At 72.6% G+C, this 21,869-nt stretch carries 21 protein-coding genes; 14 read left to right on the top strand and 7 right to left on the bottom strand.

Annotation, left to right across the window (positions count from 1 at the left end):
• Positions 1 to 38 precede the first annotated feature (38 nt).
• Complete coding sequence (coaA, locus tag ACFV2J_RS18345) at positions 39 to 1,007, bottom strand: type I pantothenate kinase (protein ID WP_168529681.1); 969 nt, start codon at positions 1,005 to 1,007, stop codon at positions 39 to 41.
• Between the two features lie 230 nt (positions 1,008 to 1,237).
• Here coaA and glmS point away from each other — a divergent pair, with 230 nt between their 5' ends.
• From glmS to ACFV2J_RS18305, 8 genes are all read left to right on the top strand, one after another.
• Positions 1,238 to 3,085 (top strand): glutamine--fructose-6-phosphate transaminase (isomerizing), encoded by a 1,848-nt coding sequence (gene glmS / locus ACFV2J_RS18340; protein WP_385085993.1) that lies wholly within the window; start codon positions 1,238 to 1,240, stop codon positions 3,083 to 3,085.
• Between the two features lie 160 nt (positions 3,086 to 3,245).
• Positions 3,246 to 3,617 carry a holo-ACP synthase gene (locus tag ACFV2J_RS18335; protein WP_385098028.1) on the top strand — a complete coding sequence of 124 codons (372 nt, stop codon included), beginning with the start codon at positions 3,246 to 3,248 and terminating at the stop codon, positions 3,615 to 3,617.
• Between the two features lie 74 nt (positions 3,618 to 3,691).
• Positions 3,692 to 5,137, top strand: a complete 1,446-nt coding sequence (locus ACFV2J_RS18330) for an NAD(P)H-hydrate dehydratase (RefSeq protein WP_385439533.1) — start codon at positions 3,692 to 3,694, stop codon at positions 5,135 to 5,137.
• Between the two features lie 387 nt (positions 5,138 to 5,524).
• Entirely contained in the window at positions 5,525 to 6,430 is a 906-nt protein-coding gene (locus ACFV2J_RS18325; RefSeq protein WP_385083387.1) for a L,D-transpeptidase family protein, read from the top strand.
• Between the two features lie 115 nt (positions 6,431 to 6,545).
• Positions 6,546 to 7,697: an alanine racemase gene (gene alr / locus ACFV2J_RS18320; RefSeq protein WP_385083386.1), complete on the top strand. Its 1,152-nt coding sequence runs from the start codon at positions 6,546 to 6,548 to the stop codon at positions 7,695 to 7,697.
• Between the two features lie 143 nt (positions 7,698 to 7,840).
• Positions 7,841 to 9,079 carry an alpha/beta fold hydrolase gene (locus ACFV2J_RS18315; RefSeq protein ID WP_385083385.1) on the top strand — a complete coding sequence of 413 codons (1,239 nt, stop codon included), beginning with the start codon at positions 7,841 to 7,843 and terminating at the stop codon, positions 9,077 to 9,079.
• Positions 9,045 to 9,578: a tRNA (adenosine(37)-N6)-threonylcarbamoyltransferase complex ATPase subunit type 1 TsaE gene (gene tsaE, locus ACFV2J_RS18310; RefSeq protein WP_385083384.1), complete on the top strand. Its 534-nt coding sequence runs from the start codon at positions 9,045 to 9,047 to the stop codon at positions 9,576 to 9,578. Before ACFV2J_RS18315 ends, tsaE begins: the two co-directional genes overlap by 35 nt.
• 184 nt (positions 9,579 to 9,762) lie before the next feature.
• Positions 9,763 to 9,951: a hypothetical protein gene (locus ACFV2J_RS18305; RefSeq protein ID WP_385083383.1), complete on the top strand. Its 189-nt coding sequence runs from the start codon at positions 9,763 to 9,765 to the stop codon at positions 9,949 to 9,951.
• A gap of 128 nt (positions 9,952 to 10,079) precedes the next feature.
• On the opposite strand, the gene ACFV2J_RS18300 is transcribed toward ACFV2J_RS18305, so the two are convergent.
• Entirely contained in the window at positions 10,080 to 10,631 is a 552-nt protein-coding gene (locus ACFV2J_RS18300; RefSeq protein WP_385083382.1) for a hypothetical protein, read from the bottom strand.
• Positions 10,632 to 10,763: 132 nt separating this feature from the next.
• Here ACFV2J_RS18300 and tsaB point away from each other — a divergent pair, with 132 nt between their 5' ends.
• From tsaB to ACFV2J_RS18280, 4 genes are read left to right on the top strand one after another with little or no spacing between them, the layout of a single operon-like run.
• Positions 10,764 to 11,411 (top strand): tRNA (adenosine(37)-N6)-threonylcarbamoyltransferase complex dimerization subunit type 1 TsaB, encoded by a 648-nt coding sequence (tsaB, locus tag ACFV2J_RS18295; RefSeq protein WP_385083381.1) that lies wholly within the window; start codon positions 10,764 to 10,766, stop codon positions 11,409 to 11,411.
• A gap of 17 nt (positions 11,412 to 11,428) precedes the next feature.
• Positions 11,429 to 11,911, top strand: coding sequence for a ribosomal protein S18-alanine N-acetyltransferase (rimI, locus tag ACFV2J_RS18290; RefSeq protein ID WP_351718137.1), 483 nt, complete (start codon positions 11,429 to 11,431; stop codon positions 11,909 to 11,911).
• On the top strand, positions 11,904 to 13,001 hold the full coding sequence (tsaD, locus tag ACFV2J_RS18285) for a tRNA (adenosine(37)-N6)-threonylcarbamoyltransferase complex transferase subunit TsaD (RefSeq protein ID WP_385083380.1): 1,098 nt from the start codon (positions 11,904 to 11,906) through the stop codon (positions 12,999 to 13,001). Before rimI ends, tsaD begins: the two co-directional genes overlap by 8 nt.
• A complete protein-coding gene (locus tag ACFV2J_RS18280) occupies positions 12,998 to 13,255 on the top strand; it encodes a hypothetical protein (RefSeq protein WP_385083379.1) in 258 nt (85 codons plus the stop codon). Before tsaD ends, ACFV2J_RS18280 begins: the two co-directional genes overlap by 4 nt.
• A gap of 98 nt (positions 13,256 to 13,353) precedes the next feature.
• Here the strand turns inward: ACFV2J_RS18280 and ACFV2J_RS18275 are convergent, their stop codons facing one another.
• The 4 genes from ACFV2J_RS18275 to ACFV2J_RS18260 form a co-directional block, all read right to left on the bottom strand.
• The gene (locus tag ACFV2J_RS18275; protein WP_385439525.1) at positions 13,354 to 15,654 is read right to left on the bottom strand and encodes a glycoside hydrolase family 3 N-terminal domain-containing protein; all 2,301 of its coding nucleotides are present in this window, start codon (positions 15,652 to 15,654) and stop codon (positions 13,354 to 13,356) included.
• A 50-nt stretch (positions 15,655 to 15,704) separates the two neighbouring features.
• Positions 15,705 to 16,604, bottom strand: a complete 900-nt coding sequence (locus ACFV2J_RS18270) for a carbohydrate ABC transporter permease (RefSeq protein ID WP_385083376.1) — start codon at positions 16,602 to 16,604, stop codon at positions 15,705 to 15,707.
• Between the two features lie 4 nt (positions 16,605 to 16,608).
• Complete coding sequence (locus tag ACFV2J_RS18265; protein WP_385083389.1) at positions 16,609 to 17,424, bottom strand: carbohydrate ABC transporter permease; 816 nt, start codon at positions 17,422 to 17,424, stop codon at positions 16,609 to 16,611.
• Positions 17,425 to 17,516: 92 nt separating this feature from the next.
• Positions 17,517 to 18,824 carry an ABC transporter substrate-binding protein gene (locus tag ACFV2J_RS18260; RefSeq protein WP_385083374.1) on the bottom strand — a complete coding sequence of 436 codons (1,308 nt, stop codon included), beginning with the start codon at positions 18,822 to 18,824 and terminating at the stop codon, positions 17,517 to 17,519.
• Positions 18,825 to 18,962: 138 nt separating this feature from the next.
• On the opposite strand from ACFV2J_RS18260, the gene ACFV2J_RS18255 reads away from it, so the two are divergent.
• Positions 18,963 to 19,991, top strand: coding sequence for a LacI family DNA-binding transcriptional regulator (locus tag ACFV2J_RS18255; protein WP_385083373.1), 1,029 nt, complete (start codon positions 18,963 to 18,965; stop codon positions 19,989 to 19,991).
• A 260-nt stretch (positions 19,992 to 20,251) separates the two neighbouring features.
• A complete protein-coding gene (locus ACFV2J_RS18250) occupies positions 20,252 to 21,304 on the top strand; it encodes an LCP family protein (RefSeq protein WP_385083371.1) in 1,053 nt (350 codons plus the stop codon).
• Here the strand turns inward: ACFV2J_RS18250 and ACFV2J_RS18245 are convergent.
• On the bottom strand, positions 21,297 to 21,752 hold the full coding sequence (locus tag ACFV2J_RS18245; RefSeq protein ID WP_385439522.1) for a class I SAM-dependent methyltransferase: 456 nt from the start codon (positions 21,750 to 21,752) through the stop codon (positions 21,297 to 21,299). The two genes, ACFV2J_RS18250 and ACFV2J_RS18245, sit on opposite strands and share 8 nt — an antisense overlap.
• Positions 21,753 to 21,869: the final 117 nt, after the last annotated feature.

The raw sequence follows: 21,869 nt of genomic DNA, 5'->3' as shown, positions 1-21,869 counted from the left end.
ACTAAGGGCTGTCCCGAACGGCCGCTGCGGATACGGGACTACAGCTTGCGCAGGCTGAGGCGCTGCACCTTGTGGTCCGGGCCCTTGCGGACGACGAGGGCGGCGCGGCCGCGGGTGGGGGCCACGTTCTCCATCAGGTTGGGCTTGTTGATGGTCCGCCAGGTCGTGCGGGCGTAGTCGAGAGCCTCCTCCTCGGAGACCTGGGTGTACTTGCGGAAGTACGAGGAGGGGTTCTGGAAGGCGGTGGCGCGCAGCTTGCGGAAGCGGTTGAGGTACCAGGCCTCGATGTCCTCGGCGCGGGCGTCGACGTACACGCTGAAGTCGAAGTAGTCGGCGAGGCCGACGCGGGTGCGGCCGTCCTTGCCCGGCAGGGCGGGCTGCAGCACGTTCAGGCCTTCGACGATGAGGATGTCGGGGCGGCGGACCGTGAGCTTCTGGCCGGGGACGATGTCGTAGATGAGGTGGGAGTAGACGGGGGCGGTGACCTCGTCCTTGCCCGCCTTGATGTCGGCGACGAACCGGGTCAGGGCACGGCGGTCGTAAGACTCGGGGAAGCCCTTCCGCGACATCAGGCCGCGTGCCTCCAGCTCCTTGGTGGGGAGCAGGAAGCCGTCGGTGGTCACGAGTTCGACGCGCGGGTGTTCGGGCCAGCGGGAGAGCAGGGCCTGCAGCAGGCGGGCGACGGTGGACTTCCCGACGGCGACCGACCCCGCCACGCCTATCACGAACGGGGTGCCGGACTGCGAGCCCTTCTCGCCGAGGAAGGTGTTGAGCGCCCCTCTCAGCCCGTCCGTGGCACCGACGTACAGATTCAGCAGTCTGGAGAGCGGGAGATAGATGTCCCGCACCTCGTCGAGGTCGATGACATCGCCCAGACCGCGCAGCTTCTCGACCTCCTCGGCGTTCAGCGGCAGCGGCGTCTTCTCGCGCAGCGCGCTCCACTCGGCACGGGTGAGGTCGACGTAGGGAGTCGCCTCCGGCTTGTGCCGGTGGGCGCTCCGGGGCATCGGGGAGACCGGAGAGATCACAGTCCATTGTTACGGGAGTATGGACGGGGTGGGGCGTGGGGTCCGTCACGCGGCGTCGTCGGGACGCCGCCGCGGAGCGTGTCCGGGGGTGTCCGGGGGTGCCCGGGGCGGGCGGGATCGCCGGGGCCGGTGCGGGAAGGCGGCTGGAATTTCCGATATCGGGCACGAGATGCCGAGATGTGGCGGGTGTCGGCCCTTAGGCTGCGCGCATGTGCGGAATCGTGGGATACGTGGGGTCGCAGTCGGCGCTTGACGTGGTGATGGCCGGACTGAAGCGACTGGAGTACCGGGGGTACGACTCGGCGGGTGTCGCCGTACCGGCGGACGGCGGACTGGCCGCGGCGAAGAGGGCCGGGAAACTGGTCAACCTGGAGAAGGAACTGGTCGACCGGCCGTTGCCGACCGGGACGACCGGCATCGGGCACACCCGCTGGGCCACCCATGGCGGCCCCACGGATGCGAACGCGCATCCGCACCTCGACAACGCGGGCCGGGTCGCCGTCGTCCACAACGGGATCATCGAGAACTTCGCCGAACTCCGCGCCGAACTGACCGAGCGCGGCCACGAGCTGGCTTCCGAGACCGACACCGAGGTGGTCGCGCACCTGCTCGCCGAGGAGTTCTCGGTCTGCGCCGACCTGGCGGAGGCGATGCGGCTGGTGTGCCGCCGCTTGGAGGGCGCGTTCACGCTGGTCGCCGTGCACGCCGACATGCCGGACGTGGTCGTGGGCGCGCGCCGCAACTCGCCGCTCGTGGTGGGGGTCGGCGAGGGCGAGTCCTTCCTCGCCTCGGACGTCACCGCCTTCATCGACCACACCCGCTCGGCGATCGAGCTGGGCCAGGACCAGGTGGTGGAGCTGCGCCGGGACGGGGTGACGGTCACCGGCTTCGACGGGCTCCCCGCCGACGTGCGCTCTTACCACGTGGACTGGGACGCGGCGGCGGCCGAGAAGGGCGGCTACGACTACTTCATGCTGAAGGAGATCGCCGAGCAGCCCAAGGCGGTCGCCGACACGCTCCTCGGCCGCATCGACGCGGGCGGCTCGCTCAGGCTGGACGAGGTGCGCATCCCGGTGCGCGAGCTGCGGGAGGTCGACAAGGTCGTCATCGTGGCCTGCGGTACGGCCTTCCACGCCGGGCTGATCGCCAAGTACGCCATCGAGCACTGGACGCGGATCCCCTGCGAGGTGGAGCTGGCCAGCGAGTTCCGCTACCGGGACCCCATCCTGGGCGCGCGGGCACTGGTCATCGCGATCTCCCAGTCCGGCGAGACCATGGACACCCTGATGGCGCTGCGGCACGCGCGCGAACAGGGCTCCAAGGTGCTGGCGATCTGCAACACGAACGGCTCGACGATCCCGCGCGAGTCGGACGCGGTGCTGTACACGCACGCGGGCCCGGAGGTCGCGGTCGCCTCGACCAAGGCGTTCCTCACCCAACTGGTGGCCTGCTACCTGGTCGCGCTGTACCTCGGCCAGGTGCGCGGCACCAAGTGGGGCGACGAGATCCAGGCCGTGATCCGGGACCTCTCCCACATCTCGGGCGAGGTCGAGCGGGTCCTGGAGACCATGGAGCCGGTACGGGAACTGGCCCGCACGCTCGCGGACAAGCGGACCGTCCTGTTCCTGGGCCGGCACGTCGGCTACCCGGTCGCACTGGAGGGCGCCCTAAAGCTCAAGGAACTGGCGTACATGCACGCCGAGGGCTTCGCGGCGGGCGAGCTGAAGCACGGGCCGATCGCGCTGATCGAGGAGGACCTGCCGGTCGTCGTGGTCGTGCCCTCGCCGCGCGGCCGCTCCGTCCTGCACGACAAGATCGTGTCCAACATCCAGGAGATCCGGGCCAGGGGCGCGCGCACGATCGTGATCGCGGAGGAGGGCGACGAGGCGGTGGTGCCCTACGCCGACCACCTGATCCGCATCCCGGTGACCCCGACCCTGCTCCAGCCGCTGGTGGCCACGGTTCCCCTCCAGGTGTTCGCCTGCGAACTGGCGACGGCACGGGGCAACGAGGTGGACCAGCCGCGCAACCTGGCGAAGTCGGTGACGGTGGAGTGAGCGCGGCCGGCGGCCGCCCCGCACGGGGTGGCCGCCGGTCCCGCCCGCCCCGTGCCCCGGCCCGCGCGCGGGGTCCGTTCGCCGGGTCGCGGCCCGGCCGTGGCAGGAAGGCGCCCGGAGATATCGGGACGGTGGGCGGGACGGCCGTAGGGTGCTCGGCATGAGCATCATCGGGGTCGGTATCGACGTGGCCGAGATCGACCGGTTCCGCGCGTCGCTGGAGCGTACGCCGGGGCTGGCCCAACGGCTCTTCGTGGAGCAGGAGTTGCACCTGCCGAGCGGGGAGCGGCGGGGCATCGCGTCCCTCGCCGTGCGGTTCGCCGCGAAGGAGGCGGTCGCCAAGGCGCTGGGCGCCCCGGCCGGAATGCACTGGACGGACGCAGAGGTGTACGTCGAGGACAGCGGCCGGCCGCGGCTGCGGGTGCAGGGGACCGTGGCGGCGCGCGCGGCCGAACTCGGCGTCAGGTCGTGGCACGTGTCGCTCAGCCACGACGCGGGAGTGGCCTCGGCGGTGGTGATCGCGGAGGGGTAGCGGAGCCGGCCGCCGCGGCACGGGCCGGGCGTCCGGGGCGGCACGCGGCGGCTGCGTACGGGAGACTCGGTCCCATGCGTACTGCGTACAGCGTGGAGACCGTGAGGACCGCCGAACGGGAGCTGATGGCACGGCTTCCCGAGGGGGCGTTGATGCAGCGGGCGGCCGCCGGACTCGCCGCCGCCTGCGCCGACGTGCTGGGGCGGGTGTACGGCAGCCGGGTCGTGCTGCTGATCGGCAGCGGGGACAACGGCGGGGACGCCCTGTACGCCGGCGCGCGCCTCGCCCGGCGCGGGGCGGGCGTCACCGCGCTGCTGCTCGCGCCCGAACGCACCCATGCCGGGGGACTGGCCGCGCTGCGACGGGCCGGCGGGGCCACGGTCGCGGGCGGGGACGGTTTCCTCGGCACCGCGCAGGAGCTGATCCGGCGGGCCGACCTCGTCGTCGACGGCATCGTGGGGATCGGGGGCAAGGGCGGTCTGCGGCCCGACGCGGCGCCGCTGGCGGGGTTCGCCGCGGACTCCCGTGCGGTGGTCGTCGCCGTGGACCTGCCGTCCGGTGTCGAGGCGGACACCGGAGAGGTCCGCGGCCCGGCGGTCCGCGCCGATCTGACGGTGACCTTCGGGACCCACAAGCCGGGGCTGCTGATCGATCCGGCGCGCGAGTACGCCGGCTCCGTACGCCTCGTCGACATCGGGCTCGATCTGCCCGATGTGCCCGAACTGGAGGCACTGCAGCACGTGGACGTGGCGGCGCGGCTGCCCGCGCCGGGGGCGGAGAGCGACAAGTACCGGCGGGGCGTGGTGGGGATCGCGGCCGGGTCCGCCCGGTATCCCGGGGCCGCCGTGCTCGCCGTCTCCGGGGCGCTGCGCGGCGGCGCCGGGGCGGTGCGCTACGTGGGGCCCGCGGCGGACGCCGTGATCTCCCGTTTCCCCGAGACGCTGGTGTCGGACCTGGGGCCCGCGCGGGCCGGGCGGGTGCAGGCGTGGGTGGTGGGACCCGGCGCCGGCGACGACGCGTCGGCGGTGGCCGAGGTGCTGGAGGCGGAGGTGCCGGTGCTCGTCGACGCGGACGGGCTGCGGCTGGCGGACCGCGCGACGGTGCGCGGGCGTACCGCGCCGACGCTGCTGACCCCGCACGCCGGTGAGGCGGCGGCGTTGCTCGGGGTGTCGCGGGAGTCGGTGGAGGGGGCCCGGCTGGCGTCCGTGCGGGAGCTGGCGGAGCGGTACGGGGCGACGGTGCTGCTGAAGGGGTCGACGACGCTGGTCGCCGATCCGGGGGGCGGGGTCGTACGGGTGAACCCGACCGGGACCGCGTGGCTGGCCACGGCGGGGAGCGGGGACGTGCTGTCCGGGCTCGCCGGGTCGTTGCTCGCGTCGGGGCTGTCGGCACTGGACGCGGGGAGCGTGGGGGCGTATCTCCACGGGCTGGCGGGGCGGCTCGCGGCGGAGGGGGCGCCGGTGGGGGCGCACGACGTGGCGGAGGCGGTACGGGACGCTTGGCGCGACGTCTCGGGGTGAACCCCGGCGTCCCGTTGCCGGGGGCTCCGCCCCCAGACCCCCTTATCGGCCTTGAGGGCCTTGTCCTCAATCGCCGGACGGGCTGACGGTGCGGGCCTGTGCCGACAGGCTGACGCCCGGACTGTGGCCATCCGGCTCAGGCCCGCATACCCAGCGCGGGCCCGCATCTCCAGCCCGTCCGGCGTTTGAGGACGAGCCCTTCGGGCGATGGCGGGGGTCCAGGCGGCGGCAGCCCCTTGGCGGGGTCTGGGGCGGAGCCCCGAGGGATGGGACGGCGGGGGCGAAAAGGGCTGGTCCGTTGCCCATTACGGGGGACCCCGTCCGCGCGGCTCACCCCCTCCCGCCCCCACGTTGCGTATCGCTGATCGCATGATGATGAGCAGACGAATGACCTGCCGAAGCGCGGCGGTGATGCTGGCGCTGCTGACCGTCCTGCCCGCGCAGACCGCCCTGGCCGACACGGGCGGCCCCCTGACGCCCGTCCCGGGAACCCCGCTGATGCCCGCGGTGGGCACCCTGGTGCCGGGCGTGGCGCCCGGCCCGCGGCAGGCGTGGCAGGGGCCGGCGGACACGCCGGACCAGATGCTCCCGCCGGAGGTGTACACACCGGACGCCCGAGAGGACGCCGTCGAACCGCGGGACGCCGCCGCCGGGTCCGACGCCCTGATCGAGTACGTCCCGCCGGCCGACGCCGCCGACAGGGCGCTGACGTGCAGCCGACGGACCGGCCCCTACCAGCGCCAGGTCGAGCGCCGGCTGAGGCTGAAGGTGGACGGGAGGCAGTCCGGCAGCGACTGCCGCGCGATCCGGGCGTTCCAGACCCGTCACGGAATCAAGCCGGACACCGGTTTCGCCGGCCCCGTGACCTGGGCCCACATGCAACTGCTGGCCGCGCGCGGGAACCCGAACGCGGCCGGGAAGTGCCCCGTCCGCTCCTCCCGCGTGGCCTGCGTCGACCTGACCCGTCAGCTCACCTGGGTGCAGAAGGGGAAGAAGGTGCTGTGGGGACCGGTGCCGATGCGCAGCGGACGGGCCGGGTACCGGACCAGGACCGGTCAGTTCAAGATCTACTGGAAGCACAAGAACCACTGGTCGACGCTGTACAACAGCCCCATGCCGTACAGCCAGTTCTTCAGCGGCGGCCAGGCCTTCCACGCCGTCTACGGCAGTGTCTACGACCCGCACGGCTCGTGGGGCTGCGTCAATCTGCGCCTCGCCGACGCCCGCACGCTGTGGAGCGTGCTCAGGAAGGGCGACCGGGTCTCGGTGTGGGGCCGCAGGTCCGGTACCTGACCGTCCGGCGCCGTCCGAGGCCGTCGGAGCCGGAGATCGTCCGAGACCGTCCGGGACGCCCGAAGGGCACCGGCACAGGGGGGCCGTCGGACCCCTCTGAGACACTGGGGGCGCGATGAACGAGACAGCACCGCTGCGCGCCCGCGCAGAGATCGACCTGGCCGCTTTGCGGGCCAACGTGCGGACCCTGCGCGCCCACGCGCCGTCCGCGGCCCTGATGGCCGTGGTCAAGTCCGACGCGTACGGCCACGGCGCGGTCCCGTGCGCCCGCGCGGCGCTCGACGCCGGCGCCACCTGGCTCGGCACCGCCACCCCCGAGGAGGCACTCGCCCTGCGGGCGGCGGGCATCCCGGGGCGCGTCATGTGCTGGCTGTGGACTCCGGGCGGTCCCTGGCGGGAGGCCGTGGAGGCCGACCTGGACGTGTCGGTCAGCGGGATGTGGGCGCTGCGGGAGGTCGTCGCCGCGGCCGAGGCCGCCGGTGTCCCGGCCCGTGTCCAGCTCAAGGCCGACACCGGGCTCGGACGCAGCGGCTGCCAGCCCGCCGACTGGCCCGAACTGGTCGCGGAGGCCCTGCGCGCCGAGGCCGGGGGACTGATCCGGATCACCGGCCTCTGGTCGCACTTCGCCTGCGCCGACGAGCCCGGCCACCCTTCCGTGCGGGCCCAACTGACGCTGTTCCGCGAGATGGTGAGGTACGCCGAGGAGCGGGGCGTGCGCCCCGAGGTGCGGCACATCGCCAACTCGCCGGCCACGCTGACCCTGCCCGAGAGCCACTTCGACCTGGTCCGTACGGGGATCGCGGTCTACGGCATCTCGCCGAGTCCCGAGATCGGCACCCCGGCCGACTTCGGGCTGCGCCCGGTGATGACGCTGAGCGCGTCGCTGGCGCTGGTCAAGCACGTGGCGGGTGGTCACGGCGTCAGTTACGGGCACCACTACGTCACTCCGGGCCCCACCACCCTCGGCCTGATCCCCGTCGGCTACGCGGACGGCATCCCCCGGCACGCCTCCGGTACCGGCCCGGTGCTGGTCGGCGGCAAGTGGCGGACGGTCGCGGGCCGGGTCGCGATGGACCAGTTCGTGGTCGACCTCGGCGGGGACGAGCCGGCGCCCGGCACGGAGGCGGTCCTCTTCGGTCCCGGCGACCGCGGTGAGCCGACCGCCGAGGACTGGGCGCGGGCGGCGGGCACGATCGCGTACGAGATCGTCACCCGGATCGGAACCCGGGTGCCGCGCGTACACGTGAACAGGGAACAGGACGGGTAACCGCACAGAGTGCCCCGTGCAGGACAACAGGACATGCCGACACCGGCGGAAGCTTCAGCACCACCAGCACCACCAGCACCACCAGCACCACCGATACCAACGGACGCATCAGTGGACGAGATCCCGGCGAAGAGGAGCGGTACGTGAGCGAGAGCAGCGCGGAGGCCGTGACGGATGTCGCCGCGGCGGCCGTCGCCTCCGCCGCCGGGAACTGGCGCAAGGCCGGTATCGCCGGTGTCGCCATAGGTGTGGTCGCCGCCGGCGCGGCGGCCGGAGTGGCCATAGAGAGGCTCACGGTCGGCCGCGGCATGCGGAACCGGGCGCGCCTCGCGCTCGACTCGACCGGCCCGTACGGCTCCCTGCGCGGCACGCCGGGCAAGGCGTACGCGGACGACGGCACGGAGCTGTACTACGAGGTCGACGACATCGAGCAGGACGTCACGTTCACCCCGCGCCGACGCCGGCTCTTCGGCCGCAAGGCCCCGGCCCCCGTCACGGTCGTCTTCAGCCACGGCTACTGCCTCAACCAGGACTCGTGGCACTTCCAGCGGGCCGCGCTGCGCGGTGTGGTGCGCACGGTGCACTGGGACCAGCGCAGTCACGGCCGCTCCGGGCGCGGGGTCGCCCAGTCGAAGGACGGCACGCCGGTCACCATCGACCAGCTCGGCCGCGACCTGAAGGCCGTCATCGACGCCGCCGCACCCGAGGGGTCGGTCGTGCTGGTCGGGCACTCGATGGGCGGCATGACCGTCATGGCCCTCGCCGACCAGTACCCCGAGCTGATCAGGGACCGGGTCGTCGCCGTCGCCCTCGTCGGTACGTCGTCGGGGCGGCTCGGAGAGGTCAACTTCGGGCTGCCCGTCGCGGGCGTCAACGCGGTACGGCGGGTGCTGCCCGGGGTGCTGAAGGCGCTCGGTCAGCAGGCCGCCCTGGTGGAGCGCGGGCGGCGGGCCACGGCCGACCTGTTCGCGGGGATCATCAAGCGGTACTCGTTCGCCTCCCGGGACGTCGATCCGGCCATCGCGCGGTTCGCCGAGCGGATGATCGAGGGCACGCCGATCGACGTGGTCGCGGAGTTCTATCCGGCCTTCACCGACCACGACAAGACCGAGGCGCTGGCGTGCTTCGCCGATCTGCCGGTGCTGGTGCTGGCCGGGGTCGGGGACATGGTGACGCCGAGCGAGCACAGCGAGGCGATCGCCGACCTGCTGCCCGACGCCGAGCTGGTGCTCGTACCGGACGCCGGACACCTGGTCATGCTGGAGCGGCCCGAGGTGGTCATGGACCGCCTCGCCGACCTCCTGATGCGCGCGGGCGCCGTCCCGGCAGGGGCTACCGTGGGTGGCTATGGAAGCACCAACAGCACCGCACAACCCGGCTGAGCCCGCCGCCGCGCGGGCCGGCGTCCACCTCACCGTCAACTCGCCCGAACAGATGCGGGAGCTGGGCCTTCAGCTGGCCGCGCTGCTGCGCGCGGGTGATCTGGTGATGCTCAACGGGGAGCTCGGCGCGGGCAAGACGACCCTGACCCGTGGACTCGGCGAGGGGCTGGGCGTCCGGGGCGCCGTCACGTCCCCGACGTTCGTCATCGCCCGCGTGCACCCCTCCCTCGTCGACGGTCCGCCGCTCGTGCACGTGGACGCGTACCGCCTGGGCGGCGGGCTCGACGAGATGGAGGACCTCGACCTCGACGTGTCGCTCTCCGACTCGGTGATCGTCGTGGAGTGGGGCGAGGGCAAGGTCGAGGAGCTGACCGACGACCGCCTGCACGTCGTCATCCACCGGGCGCTGGGCGACACCTCGGACGAGGTACGGCACGTCACGCTGACCGGGCTCGGCGCGCGCTGGGCGGACGCCGACCTGGGCGTGCTCACGGCGTAGCCCCGGACTCCGGGTTCCGACGCGGGGCCGCGGCCCTCCGTACGGGTTCCGACAACTTCCACCCGGGTTCCGACAAGTCGTCGGCAAGATGTTGCGTTCGGCGTCCCGGCCGTGGTCACATGGAGATCAGGCCGTAGTTAGGTGTACCTAACCACGCTTGCCCCCGAGGCCCCAGGAGGCGTCCATGTCGGCATCAGAACGTGACGTGCGCGACGTGCCGGCGCAGCAGCCGAACGCGGTGACCGGGGTGTCGATGCGGGACCTGCTGGCGTCGTGCGCCGCAGCGGAGGCGGTGTCGAGGCCGCCGCGGGCTCCGCGGGCGCCGTCGTCGGAGGCCGGCCGGGAGGACGAACGGTCCCGCGACGCGGCGTAGGGCTCCGCCGGTCCGGGGTGGGCTCGGGCGCGGGTGCCCGCTGGACGTGGCCGCGCGCGCCGCTTACCGGCGCTCCTGACGGGGCGCGCCGCTCGGTGACGGCAGGGTCCGGTCCACCGGATTCGGGCCTACTGGATGACGACGACCTTGACGCCGACCGTCGCCAAGGTCCACATCGCGTCGCCGTCGGCACGCGACTCGCGGATGCCGCCGAGTCTCTTCGCGGGGTCCGGGGCGGACGTCGAACCGTCCGTGGCCGCGCTGAAACCGATCACGATGCCGTCGACCACGCTGAACCGCACGACGTGCTCGATCCGCGCGCCGTCCGATCCGGTGACGATCCTGCTGCGTGAGGTGACGGCGTAGGTGCCCACGACCGGGTCGATCGTGCCGGGCGTGACCGCGAAGGTGCGCCGGGTCCTGTTGTTCTCCCCGACCAGCCACACACGGTCGTCGTCGATCGAGTAGACGACCCGCTCGCCGCTGCCGGAGTCGCCGGGCAGCGCCACCGGGTTCTTCCGGTCCCGGGGTGCCTTCGAGGCGGAGACCGTGGGGGACGTGCCCACGGGACCGGCCAGGTGGTCCGGCGCGTTCGCCGACGCCTGGTAGGCGAGGAAGCCGACCACGGCGACCGCCGTCGCGGTGAGCCCGGCCACGAATCCCGAGCTGCTCCTGGCCACCTTGTGCCACCTCTCGAACCTTGATCGCGTCCAGTATGTCCTGTGTGGTGACGGTAGCAGCACGGGTCCGGCAGACCACGGCGGCCGTGCTCCCGTCCGCCGGACACCCCCCGGGCGCCGTACGCTGTTTGCGTGCTCTTGCTCGCTCTGGATACCGCCACCCCCGCCGTGACCGTCGCCCTGCACGACGGCACGTCCGCCATCGCCTCGTCGAGCCAGGTGGACGCGCGCCGGCACGGAGAGCTGCTGCTGCCCGCCGTCGACCGCGTGCTCGCCGAGGCCGGTCTGCGGCTCGACGCCGTCACCGGCGTCGTCGTCGGCGTCGGCCCCGGCCCGTACACGGGGCTGCGCGTCGGCCTCATGACCGCCGACACCTTCGGTCTCGCGCTCGGCGTCCCGGTGCACGGCCTGTGCACCCTCGACGCGCTCGCCTACGCCGCCGACATCGACGGCCCCTTCGTCGTGGCGACGGACGCGCGCCGCAAGGAGGTGTACTGGGCCCGGTACGCAGACTCGCGCACCCGCGTCTCCGGGCCCGCCGTCGACCGGCCCGGCGACCTCGCCCTTGACGGCCTGCCCGCCGTCGGCGCGGGCGCCCTGCTCTACCCCGACACCTTCCCGGACGCCCGCGCGCCCGAGCACGTCTCGGCGGCCGCGCTCGCCTCGCTGGCGGCGGAGCGGCTGGCCGCGGGCGAGGAGCTGGAGCCGCCCCGGCCGCTCTATCTGCGCCGCCCGGACGCCGAGGTGCCCAAGAACTACAAGGTGGTCACCCCCAAGTGACCGTCGTGCTGCGCGAGATGCGCTGGTGGGACATCGATCCCGTCCTGGAGCTGGAGAAGGACCTCTTCCCCGAGGACGCCTGGTCGCGGGGGATGTTCTGGTCCGAGCTGGCCCACGCCCGCGGGCCGGAGGCCACGCGCCGGTACGTGGTCGCCCTCGACGGCGACCGGCTCGTCGGGTACGCGGGGCTCGCCGCCGCCGGTGACCTCGGCGACGTGCAGACGATCGCCGTCCGCCGGGAGCAGTGGGGCACCGGCCTCGGCGCCCGGCTGCTGGCCGAGCTGCTGCGCGCCGCCACCGCGTTCGAGTGCGCCGAGGTCATGCTCGAGTGCCGCGTCGACAACGTCCGCGCGCAGAAGCTGTACGAGCGCTTCGGCTTCGAACCCATCGGCTTCCGGCGCGGCTACTACCAGCCAGGGAACGTGGACGCCCTGGTGATGCGCCTCAACGACCCTTCCACCTCAGTAAACGGCGTACAAGGAACCGAGATCAATGGCTGACGAACCGCTCGTCCTCGGCATCGAGACCTCCTGCGACGAGACCGGCGTCGGCATCGTCCGCGGCACCACGCTGCTCGCGGACGCCATCGCCTCCAGCGTCGACGAGCACGCCCGCTTCGGCGGGGTCGTGCCGGAGGTCGCCTCCCGCGCGCACCTGGAGGCGATGGTGCCGACCATCGAGCGCGCCCTGAAGGACGCCGGGGTGAGCGCCCGTGACCTCGACGGGATCGCGGTGACCGCCGGGCCCGGCCTCGCCGGTGCGCTGCTCGTCGGGGTCTCGGCGGCGAAGGCGTACGCGTACGCCCTGGGCAAGCCGCTGTACGGCGTCAACCACCTCGCCTCGCACATCTGCGTGGACCAGCTGGAGCACGGCGCGCTGCCGGAGCCGACGATGGCGCTGCTGGTGTCCGGCGGGCACTCCTCGCTGCTGCTCTCCACCGACATCACCTCCGACGTACGGCCGATGGGCGCCACCATCGACGACGCGGCCGGCGAGGCCTTCGACAAGATCGCGCGCGTGCTGAACCTCGGCTTCCCCGGCGGTCCGGTCATCGACCGGTACGCCAAGGAGGGCGACCCGAAGGCCATCTCCTTCCCGCGCGGGCTCACCGGGCCGCGCGACCCGGCGTACGACTTCTCCTTCTCCGGCCTGAAGACCTCCGTGGCCCGCTGGATCGAGGCGAAGCGGGCGGCGGGGGAGGAGGTGCCGGTGCGTGATGTGGCCGCGTCCTTCCAGGAGGCGGTGGTGGACGTGCTGACCCGCAAGGCCGTACGGGCCTGCAAGGACGAGGGCGTCGACCACCTGATGATCGGCGGCGGGGTGGCCGCGAACTCCCGGCTGCGCGTCCTGGCCCAGGAGCGGTGCGAGGCCGCCGGCATCCGGCTGCGGGTGCCCCGGCCGAAGCTGTGCACGGACAACGGCGCGATGGTCGCGGCGCTGGGCGCGGAGATGGTCGCGCGCGGGCGCTCCGCCTCCGACTGGGACCTGTCCGCGGACTCCTCCCTCCCGGTGACCGACCCGCACGTGCCGGGCCACTCGCACACGCACGATCACGTGCACGAGGTGAGCAAGGAGAACCTCTACTCGTGACCGTCGCGCTGATGTGGGAGGCGCGGGCCGTCGACGGGCGGGGCGACGAACTGCTCGCCTGGGTGCGACGGCAGGAGACCGCGGGGGAGCCGGTCCGGCGCGAGATCCTGCGCGCGCCGCAGGACCGGCTCCTCGTCATCACCTGGTGGGACGCCGACTACGACGCGGACCTGCCCGAACTGCCCGAGCCGGACGGCGGGTTGGTGACCCGTGCCGTCCACCGGTGGCGGTTCGAGTCCGTGACGGAGGACTGACCGGGGCCGGGTGAGGTCCTGCGACCGCCCCGACGGGCCGGCGACGGCCGGCGCCCGGACACCTCCGGAGGCGCTCCCGCCCGCGACTGCGCGGCGCCTCAGCCGTCCGTCGACACCTCGCAGCGCAGTCGCCGGTCCGGGCCCACTACCCGGCGCGGCCCGGTCAGCGACAACCGTGCGGTGTGCCGGGTCTCCGCGCTCGACGCCCCCAGCCGCAGCTCCAGCGTGCCCGGTTCGACCACCCGCTCGCCCGAGCGGCCGGTGAAGGCCGACAGGTCCGTGTGGAAGCCGAAGGTGACCCGGCGGGCCTCACCGGGTGCCAGGCGCAGCCGCCGGTAGCCGATCAGCCGCACGTCCGGACGCGTCACCGACGCCACCGGGTCGTGCAGGTAGAGCTGGACGACCTCGGTGCCGTCGCGGTCGCCGGTGTTGCGGACGGTGAGCGAGAGGTCGTACGAGCCGTCCGTCGCGATCTCCGCGTCCGTTCCCCGGAAGTCCTCCCAGGCGAACGTCGTGTACGAGTGGCCGTGGCCGAAGGCGTGGAGCGGGGTGGGGTCCAGGTTGCTGACCTCGTTCGCGAGGCCGAGCGGGGGCTGGAGGTAGGTCCACGGCTGGCCGCCGGGCAGCCGCGGCACGCTCACCGGGAGGCGCCCCGAGGGGTTGACGCGGCCGGACAGCACACCGGCGACCGCCGGGCCGCCCTCCTCGCCCGGGAAGAACGCCTGCACCACGGCGCCCAGCCGGCCGTCCCAGCGGCCCAGCGCGTAGGGGCGGCCGGTGAGCAGGACCAGCACCACCGGGACGCCGGTGTCGACCAGCGCGTCCAGCAGTTCGCCCTGGACGCCGGGCAGCCGGAGGTCGGAGGCGTCGCAGCCCTCGCCGGACGTGCCCCGGCCGAAGAGCCCGGCGCGGTCGCCGAGCACGGCCACGCACACGTCGGCTTCCGACGCCCGCGCCACCGCCTCGGCGAAACCGGACGGGTCGGGGTCCGAGACGCCGCAGCCCTCCGCGAACGTCACCTTGGTGTCCGGGAGTTCGGCGCGCAGCGAGTCGAGGACGGTGGGGATGTCGATGCCCATCGGCACGTCGGGGTGGTGCGTGAGGACGTGGGACGGGAAGGAGTAGCAGCCGAGCATCGCGAGCGGGTCCGCGGCACGGGGGCCGACCACCGCGACCCGGGTCTCGGGAGCCAGCGGCAGCAGCCCGGCCGGGTTGTCCAGCAGGACCACCGACGCCTCCGCCAGCCGGCCGGCCAGGGCCCGGTTGGCCGTCGAGTCCAGGTCGACGGAGCCTTGTGGCTCGGGCTCCCAGTCCTCGTCCAGGAGACCCAGTTCGCACTTCTGCAGCAGTACGCGGCGGGCCGCCCGGTCGACCAGCGACTCCGGGGTGCTTCCGCCGCGTACGGCGTCCACCAGCGGTTTTCCGTAGCAGTTCACCGTCGGCAGTTCGACGTCGACGCCGGCCTCCAGCGCCGCATGGGCCGCCTCGGCCGGGTTTCCCGCCACCCGGTGCAGGGTCTGGAGGAATCCGACACCGAAGTAGTCGGCGACCACGGTTCCGGTGAAGCCCCACCGCTCCCGCAGGAGTTCGGTCAGCAGCCGGGCGTCCGCCGACGCGGGGACGCCGTCCGTCTCGTTGTAGGCCGCCATCACCGAACGGGCGCCGCCCTCGCGCAGCGCCATCTCGAACGGCGGGAGCGTGACGTCCGCGAACTCCCGCGCGCCCGCTCGCACCGGCGCCAGGTTCCGGGCCCCCGCGGACGACGCGTACCCGGCGAAGTGCTTCAGCGTGGCGACGATCCCGGCCGATTCCAGGCCTCGCACATAGGCCGTGCCGATGGTGCCGACGAGGTACGGGTCCTCGCCGATCGTCTCCTCCACCCGGCCCCAGCGCAGGTCGCGGACCACGTCGAGGACGGGCGCGAGGCCCTGGTGCACGCCGACCGAGCGCAGGTCCTCGCCGATGCGTGCGCCCAGCTCCTCGACCAGTTCCGGGTCGAAGGTGGCGCCCCAGGCGAGCGGGACGGGATAGGCCGTCGCGCGCCAGGCGGTGAACCCCGCCAGGCACTCCTCGTGGGCGACCGCGGGGATGCCGAAGCGGCCGGCGTCGGCGATCGCCCGCTGGGCGCGGGCCAGAGCGCGCGCGCCCAGCGCCGGGTCCACCGGGGCGGTGCCGAAGGAGCGGGTCAGCTGGCCGAGCCCGAAGGTGATCAGCTCGTCCCAGTCCTGGTCGGTGGTCATCTCGTGCTGGAGCGGGGCGACTCCGCCGCCGTCCGCCGCCGCGCCCACCCACACGCCGTACAGCTGGGCGGTCTTCTCCTCCAGGGTCATCCGGGAGAGCAGGTCGTCGACGCGGGCCGCCGGAGTGCGTGAAGGGTCGCGCCAGGGAGCGGTGGTCATGAAACTCCTGTCAGGGAAGAGGGGTTCGACTGCCCCCGGGTCGTACACGTTCACTTGCCGCCCACACCCATGAGGCCGCCGACCAGCGCACGGCGGGCCACCAGGTACACGGCGAAGATCGGGACACCGGAGAGGACCACGGAGGCCAGCAGGGCGGGGATGTTCACGCCGAACTCGCTCACGTAGGTGAACAGGCCGAGGGTCAGGACCCGGGGGCCGTCGGACTGCGTGAAGATCAGCGGGAAGAGGAGCCCGTTCCAGGCCTGGAGCGCCGCGTAGATGACCACGGTGCCGATGCCGCCCTTGGCCAGCGGGATGACCAGCTGGAACAGCATCCGGGTGGTGGAGGCGCCGTCCAGTCCCATCGCCTCGTACAGGTCCTCCGAGATGTCCCGCAGGGTGCCGGTGAGGATCAGCACCGACACCGGCATCGCGAAGGCGGCCGTCGGCAGGATGATCGCGAGCAGGCTGTCGTAGAGGTTCAGCTTGGTGATCATCAGGTAGAGGGGGACCACGACGGCCTGCGCCGGGATCGCGACGCCCAGCAGGAACAGCCGGAAGGCGGCCCCCGACCACACGCTCCGGGTCCGCACGGCGACGTAGGAGAGCGGGACGCACAGGGCGAGGACGATCACCACGACCGCGGCCGCCACGAGCGCGGTGTTCCACAGCAGGTGGCCGAAGCCGTTGTGCAGGACGGTGTCGTAGTTGTCCAGCGTCGGGTGGGAGGGCGGCTTGAGGGCGTTGTGGCCCAGCGCCTCGCTCTGGTGGGTGAGCGAGGACGAGATCATCGCGTAGACCGGGACGATCACGACGGCCAGCCAGATCACCGAGCCGAGCCCCGCGAGGGGGTTGGAGCGCCGGGACCAGCGCCTGCGGCGGGGTGCGGTCCGGTCGGGGCCCGGAGCGGGGGCGGTCCTCACCGGGCGCCGCAAGGTGTCGTGCGACACGTCGTCACATTCCTTCCCGGGTGCTGCGCATCGCGCCGAAGCCGGACAGCCGCACCATCAGCAGGGACAACGCGGTCGCGGCGACCACCAGGAACGAGGCGACCGCGCTCGCGTAGCCGAAGTCGTAGCTCTTGAAGCCCGCCTGGTACATCAGGTACGGCAGGATCGCCGTGTCGGTGCCGGGGCCGCCCTGGGTGAGGATGAGGACGGTCTCGAAGTAGGTGAGCGAACCGACGACCATCAGCACACCGGACGTGGTGGCGGTGTTGCGCAGCTGCGGCAGGGTGATCGAGAAGAACTGCCGCAGGCGTCCGGCGCCGTCGATGGCCGCCGCCTGGTAGAGCACCTCGGGGATCTGCCGTGCGCCACCCTGGTAGATGAGCGTGTGGAACGGGATGAACTGCCAGCCGCCGACGAAGACGATCGCGAGGAACGCTCCGCTGGTCGTGCCGAGGGTGTCGGCGTGGATGATGCCGAAGTTCGGGTCGAGCAGCGCGTAGAACAGCAGCGAGATCGCCGTCGACGAGAGCAGGAACGGCGTGAAGAAGATCGCCGAGAGGACCGCGCGGTTGCGCTGCCGGCCTGCTGCCCACACGCCCAGCAGAAGCGAGATCACGGTCTGGAACACCCAGCTCACCACGGTCAGCGCCACGGTGACCGTCAGCGACTGGGTGAGCCGGTCGTCGTTCAGCAGCTTGCGCCAGTTCGCGAGGCCGACCGGACGGGGGTCGCCCAGGCCGTTCCACTGGGTGAACGAGAGGTAGAAGGCCAGGACCATCGGGGCGAGGGCGAAGAACGCGAAGAACAGGATGGCGGGCAGGGCCAGCGCGGCGTTCGGGCGCCCGGCCCTGTTGCGTGCGGCGGAGCGGGGGCGGCCCGCGGTGCGCGGGCCGCCCTTGACGTGCGCTGTGCTCACTTCAGCCCCTTGAGCGCGGACACGAACTGCGCCGGGGAGGACTTGCCCACGAACAGCTTGTTGACCTCGGTGAGCATCGGGGTCGACACGTTCGGGGCGACCGCCTGGTCCCAGCTCAGCGTGAACGCCGGTGCGTCCTGGACCATCTGGTACTGGAACTTGGCGAACTCCGGGTTGGGGGAGGCGTCGAGCAGGCTCGCCGCGTTGGAGGTGGCCGGCACGTCGCCGTTGGCGATGAGTTCCTTGGTGTAGGCCTCGGAGGCGCTGTCCCGCAGGAAGGCGATCGCCGCGTCCTTGTTGGAGGTGCGGGCGTTCACCGACCAGTAGTTGGTGGGGTTGCCGACCACGTTGCGGATGTCACCGGAGCCGCCCTCGATCTTCGGGAACGCGCACCATCCCAGGTTGTTCTTGGCGAAGTCCGGGAACTTGCCGAGCTGCGTGGAGTACTCCCACGACCCCATCAGGTGCATCGCCGCCTTGCCCTTGGCGAAGACGGCGGGGGCGCCGCCGTTGCCGTAGCCGACCGAGCTGTAGCCCTTGCCGAAGGCGCCGTCGTCGATCAGCTCCTTGACGGTCTGGGCGGCCTTGAGGACGGCCGGGTCGCCCCAGCCGGACGCGTCACCGTTCTTGATCTTGTCGAAGACGTCGGGGCCGCCGATCCGGTCGACCAGGTACTCCAGCCACATCAGCTCGGGCCAGATGTCCGAGCCGCCCAGCGCGAACGGGGTGATCCGCGCCTTCTTCAGCTTGGCGTTGATGTCGAGCAACTGGTCCCAGGTGGTGGGCGGCTGGAGCTTGTGCTCCGCGAAGACGGTCTTGTTGTAGAAGAGGATCACCGGCTGCATGCCCCGCATGGGCACGCCGTAGTTCTTGCCGTCCAGCCCGCCCGCGCTGAGCACCGACGGCAGGAAGCCGCTCTTCAGCACCGGGTCGGACGCGATGACGTCGGTCAGGTCGACGAGCTGTCCGGCGTCCTTGTACGCCTTGATCGAGCCGCCGCCCCAGTTGAAGAACACGTCGGGGGCGTTGGGCGAGCCCATCGCGGTGCGCAGCTTCGCCGGGTAGTCCGTGGCGGGCACCTTCTGGAGCTTGACCGTGCCCTTGGCCTTCTTCGCGGCGGCCGACGCGTTGAACCGGGCGACGGACTTGACCTGGATCTTCGCCGCGTCGTCCCCGTAGACGAACGCGGTGAGCGTGCCGCCGCCGCCCGACCCGCCGCCGGAGCCGCAGGCGGTGAGCCCGCCGACGGAGGCCAGGGCGGTCGCGCCCGCGCCGAGGAACCAACGTCTGCTGTAGGACTCCATGGGACGGCACCTCTCGGTATGCGCGAGGACTCCACGACGAGCCGACGCGAATGTTTCGATTCGAACTTCGAATGTTCCGGGAACGTAGGGCGATCCTGAGGGTTCGTCAAGAGGTCGCGCAGGGATACGATCGCGAACATGAAGCCTGGGAATTCCGTGGAAGCGCGGACCGCGACGCTCGCCGAGATCGCCCGTGAGGCCGGGGTCTCGGCTCCGACTGTTTCGAAGGTGCTCAACGGCCGCGCCGACGTCGCCCCCGCGACCCGCACCCGGGTCGAGGAGCTGCTGCGCGGCCACGGATACCGGCGGCGCGGGGGAGAGGGAGGCCGGTCGCCCCTCATCGACCTGGTCTTCCACGAGCTGGAGAGCGCCTGGGCGATGGAGGTCATCCGGGGTGTGGAGAACGTCGCCCGGGAGGAGGGGCTGAGCGTGGTGCTGTCCGAGAGCGCCGGGCGGCTGACTCCGGGCCGGACCTGGGCCGACCAGGTCGCGGCGCGCCGCCCGCACGGGGTGATCCTCGTGCTGTCCGGGCTCGACGAGTCCGGGCGCGCGCTGCTGACCAGCAGGTCCGTCCCGTTCGTGGTGATGGATCCGGCCGGTGACCCGGGTGACGACGTGCCGTCCATCGGGGCCACCAACTGGCAGGGCGGGCTCGCCGCGACGCGTCATCTGATCGAGCTCGGTCACACCCGGATCGGCGCGATCACCGGACCCTCGCGGATGATGTGCAGCCGCGCCCGGGTCGACGGCTACCGGGCGGCGCTGGAGACGGCGGGGCTGCCCGTCGACCCCGGGCTGATCCGCCCCGGCACCTTCCACCACGAGAGCGGCTATCAGGCGGGACTCGAACTCCTGCGCATGCCCGACCGGCCCACGGCCGTCTTCGCCGGCAACGACCTCCAGGCGCTCGGCCTCTACGAGGCGGCCCGCGAGCTGGGGCTGCGGGTCCCCGAGGACCTGAGTGTCGTCGGCTTCGACGATCTGCCGGTGGCGCGCTGGGTGGGGCCGCCGCTGACGACCGTACGGCAGCCGCTCACGGAGATGGCCGAGGCGGCGGCGAAGCTGGTGCTCGAACTGGGGCGTCAGGAGAGGCCCGCGGCCGGAACGCGGATGGAGCTGGCGACCAGCCTGGTGGTCCGCAGCAGCACGGGGGCGCCTCCGGCGTGAGCGGTGAGCGTGCCTCCTCCGCGCCCGCCGAAGCCTGTCGATCGCGCTGTCGAAACTTTCGGACAGCGCCGGTGGCCTCGGTACCTGTGGTGCCTGCGGTGCCCGGGGTGCTCCGCGGTGCCTAGTGGTGTCTCCGGTGCCTGTGGTGTCTGCGGCGGCTGTGGTGCCTGTGGTGGCCGCGTGCTGACGCCGGTCTGAGAAAGGTGAGATTTTCCGAAGAAAAGATCCCTCCACGTCATTGCTCGACATAATTCGCACTTATGTTCCTCGACGTGACGGAACACGACGAGGGCGGGGACGGGACGGAGCCGGTGGTCCGGCGGCGGGTGCTGAAGGCCGTGGGCCTCGCCCTGGCCGGGGTCCTGGTGCTGGGCATCGGCGCGGCGGGCTGGGCCTACTGGCACCTGAACCACAACATCAGGAGCGTCGACATCGACGGGGCGCTCGGCGACAACCGTCCGGCGAAGGCGGTGCCGACACCCTCCTCGTCCGCCGCCCCGCTGCCGAGCGGCGCCCTCAACATCCTGGTCCTCGGCTCCGACTCGCGCAGCGGGAAGGCGAACGCCGAGCTCGGCGGCGGCGACAGCGGCGGTGCCCGTTCGGACACGGCGATGGTCGTCCACATCGACGAGGGCCGCACCGCGGCGACCGTGGTGAGCATCCCCCGGGACACCCTGGTGACCCGCCCGTCCTGCCCGACCCCGTCCGGCGGGACCACCTCGGTGGCGTACGGCACGATGTTCAACAGCGCGTACTCGCTCGGCGGACCGGTCTGCGCCGTGAAGACCGTCGAGTCCCTGACGGGGGTCCGCATGGACCACTACCTGGAGCTCGACTTCTCGGGCTTCGCGAAGCTGGTGAACGCGCTCGGCGGGGTCACGGTCACGACGGACGAGGACATCGACGACGACCAGAGTCATCTGCACCTGAAGGCCGGCACCCATCTCCTGGACGGCACCCACGCCCTGGCCCTGGCCCGTACCCGGCACGGCATAGGCGACGGCAGCGACCTCGGCCGCATCGGGCTCCAGCAGAAGCTGGTCAAGGCACTGCTGGAACAGATCTCCTCGACGTCCCTGCTGACCAATCCGGCCAAGCTCTACCAGGTCGCCGACGCGGTCACCGGCAGCCTCACCACGGACACCGGCCTCGACTCCCTCGGCGAGCTGACGAAGTTCGGCCAGAGCCTCGGGTCCCTGTCCGCCGACCACGTCAGGACGGTCATGATGCCGGTGGTGACGGCCCCCTCGGACGCCAACCGGGTGGTGGCGCGCGAGCCCCAGGCGGGCGAGCTGTGGGCGTCGCTCAAGTGACCGTGTACGTCAGCAGATAGCGCCAGTAGAGGAGTTGGCGGACACGGGCGCCCGGCAGCAGGCGGCTCGCCTCGCCACGGACGGCGGCGAGCGACATCAGCGGCGCGCGCACCGGCGCCGGGACCACCGCGGGCCCGCTCCCGCGCAGCCGTTCGCCCGCCGACACCCCGGCCCGGGCCACCGCGTTGGCGGGCACCGCCGCGAGGTCCCACCAGGTGTGCCCCGCGTAGCAGCCCAGCACCAGCAGCATCCCGCCCGGCGCCAGCGCGTCGCGGAACCCGGTCACCGTGCGGAAGGGCATGTGGTGCAGGCTCGCGAGGCAGGTGATGACGTCGTAGTGCGCCTTCGGCAGCGCGGCCGAGGCGGCGTCCGTCCGCCGGAACCGGGGCCCGCCGCCGATCCGTTCGGCGGCGGCGATCACCTCCGCGGACGGATCGACGGCGTCCACCGCGTAGCCGCGGGGGGGGGGGCGCCCCCCCCCACCGGCCCGGCGGCCCCCCCCCCCCCCCCCCGCGCGGCCCCCGGGCCGCGGCCGGGGCGGGATACACAAACACACACACACCTC

It is taken from the genome of Streptomyces sp. NPDC059668 (genome assembly GCF_042734135.1).
Classification (GTDB): Bacteria; Actinomycetota; Actinomycetes; order Streptomycetales; family Streptomycetaceae; genus Streptomyces.
The sequence above is the reverse complement of the archived record's forward strand: the minus strand, read 5'-3'. Positions and strand labels throughout refer to the sequence as shown.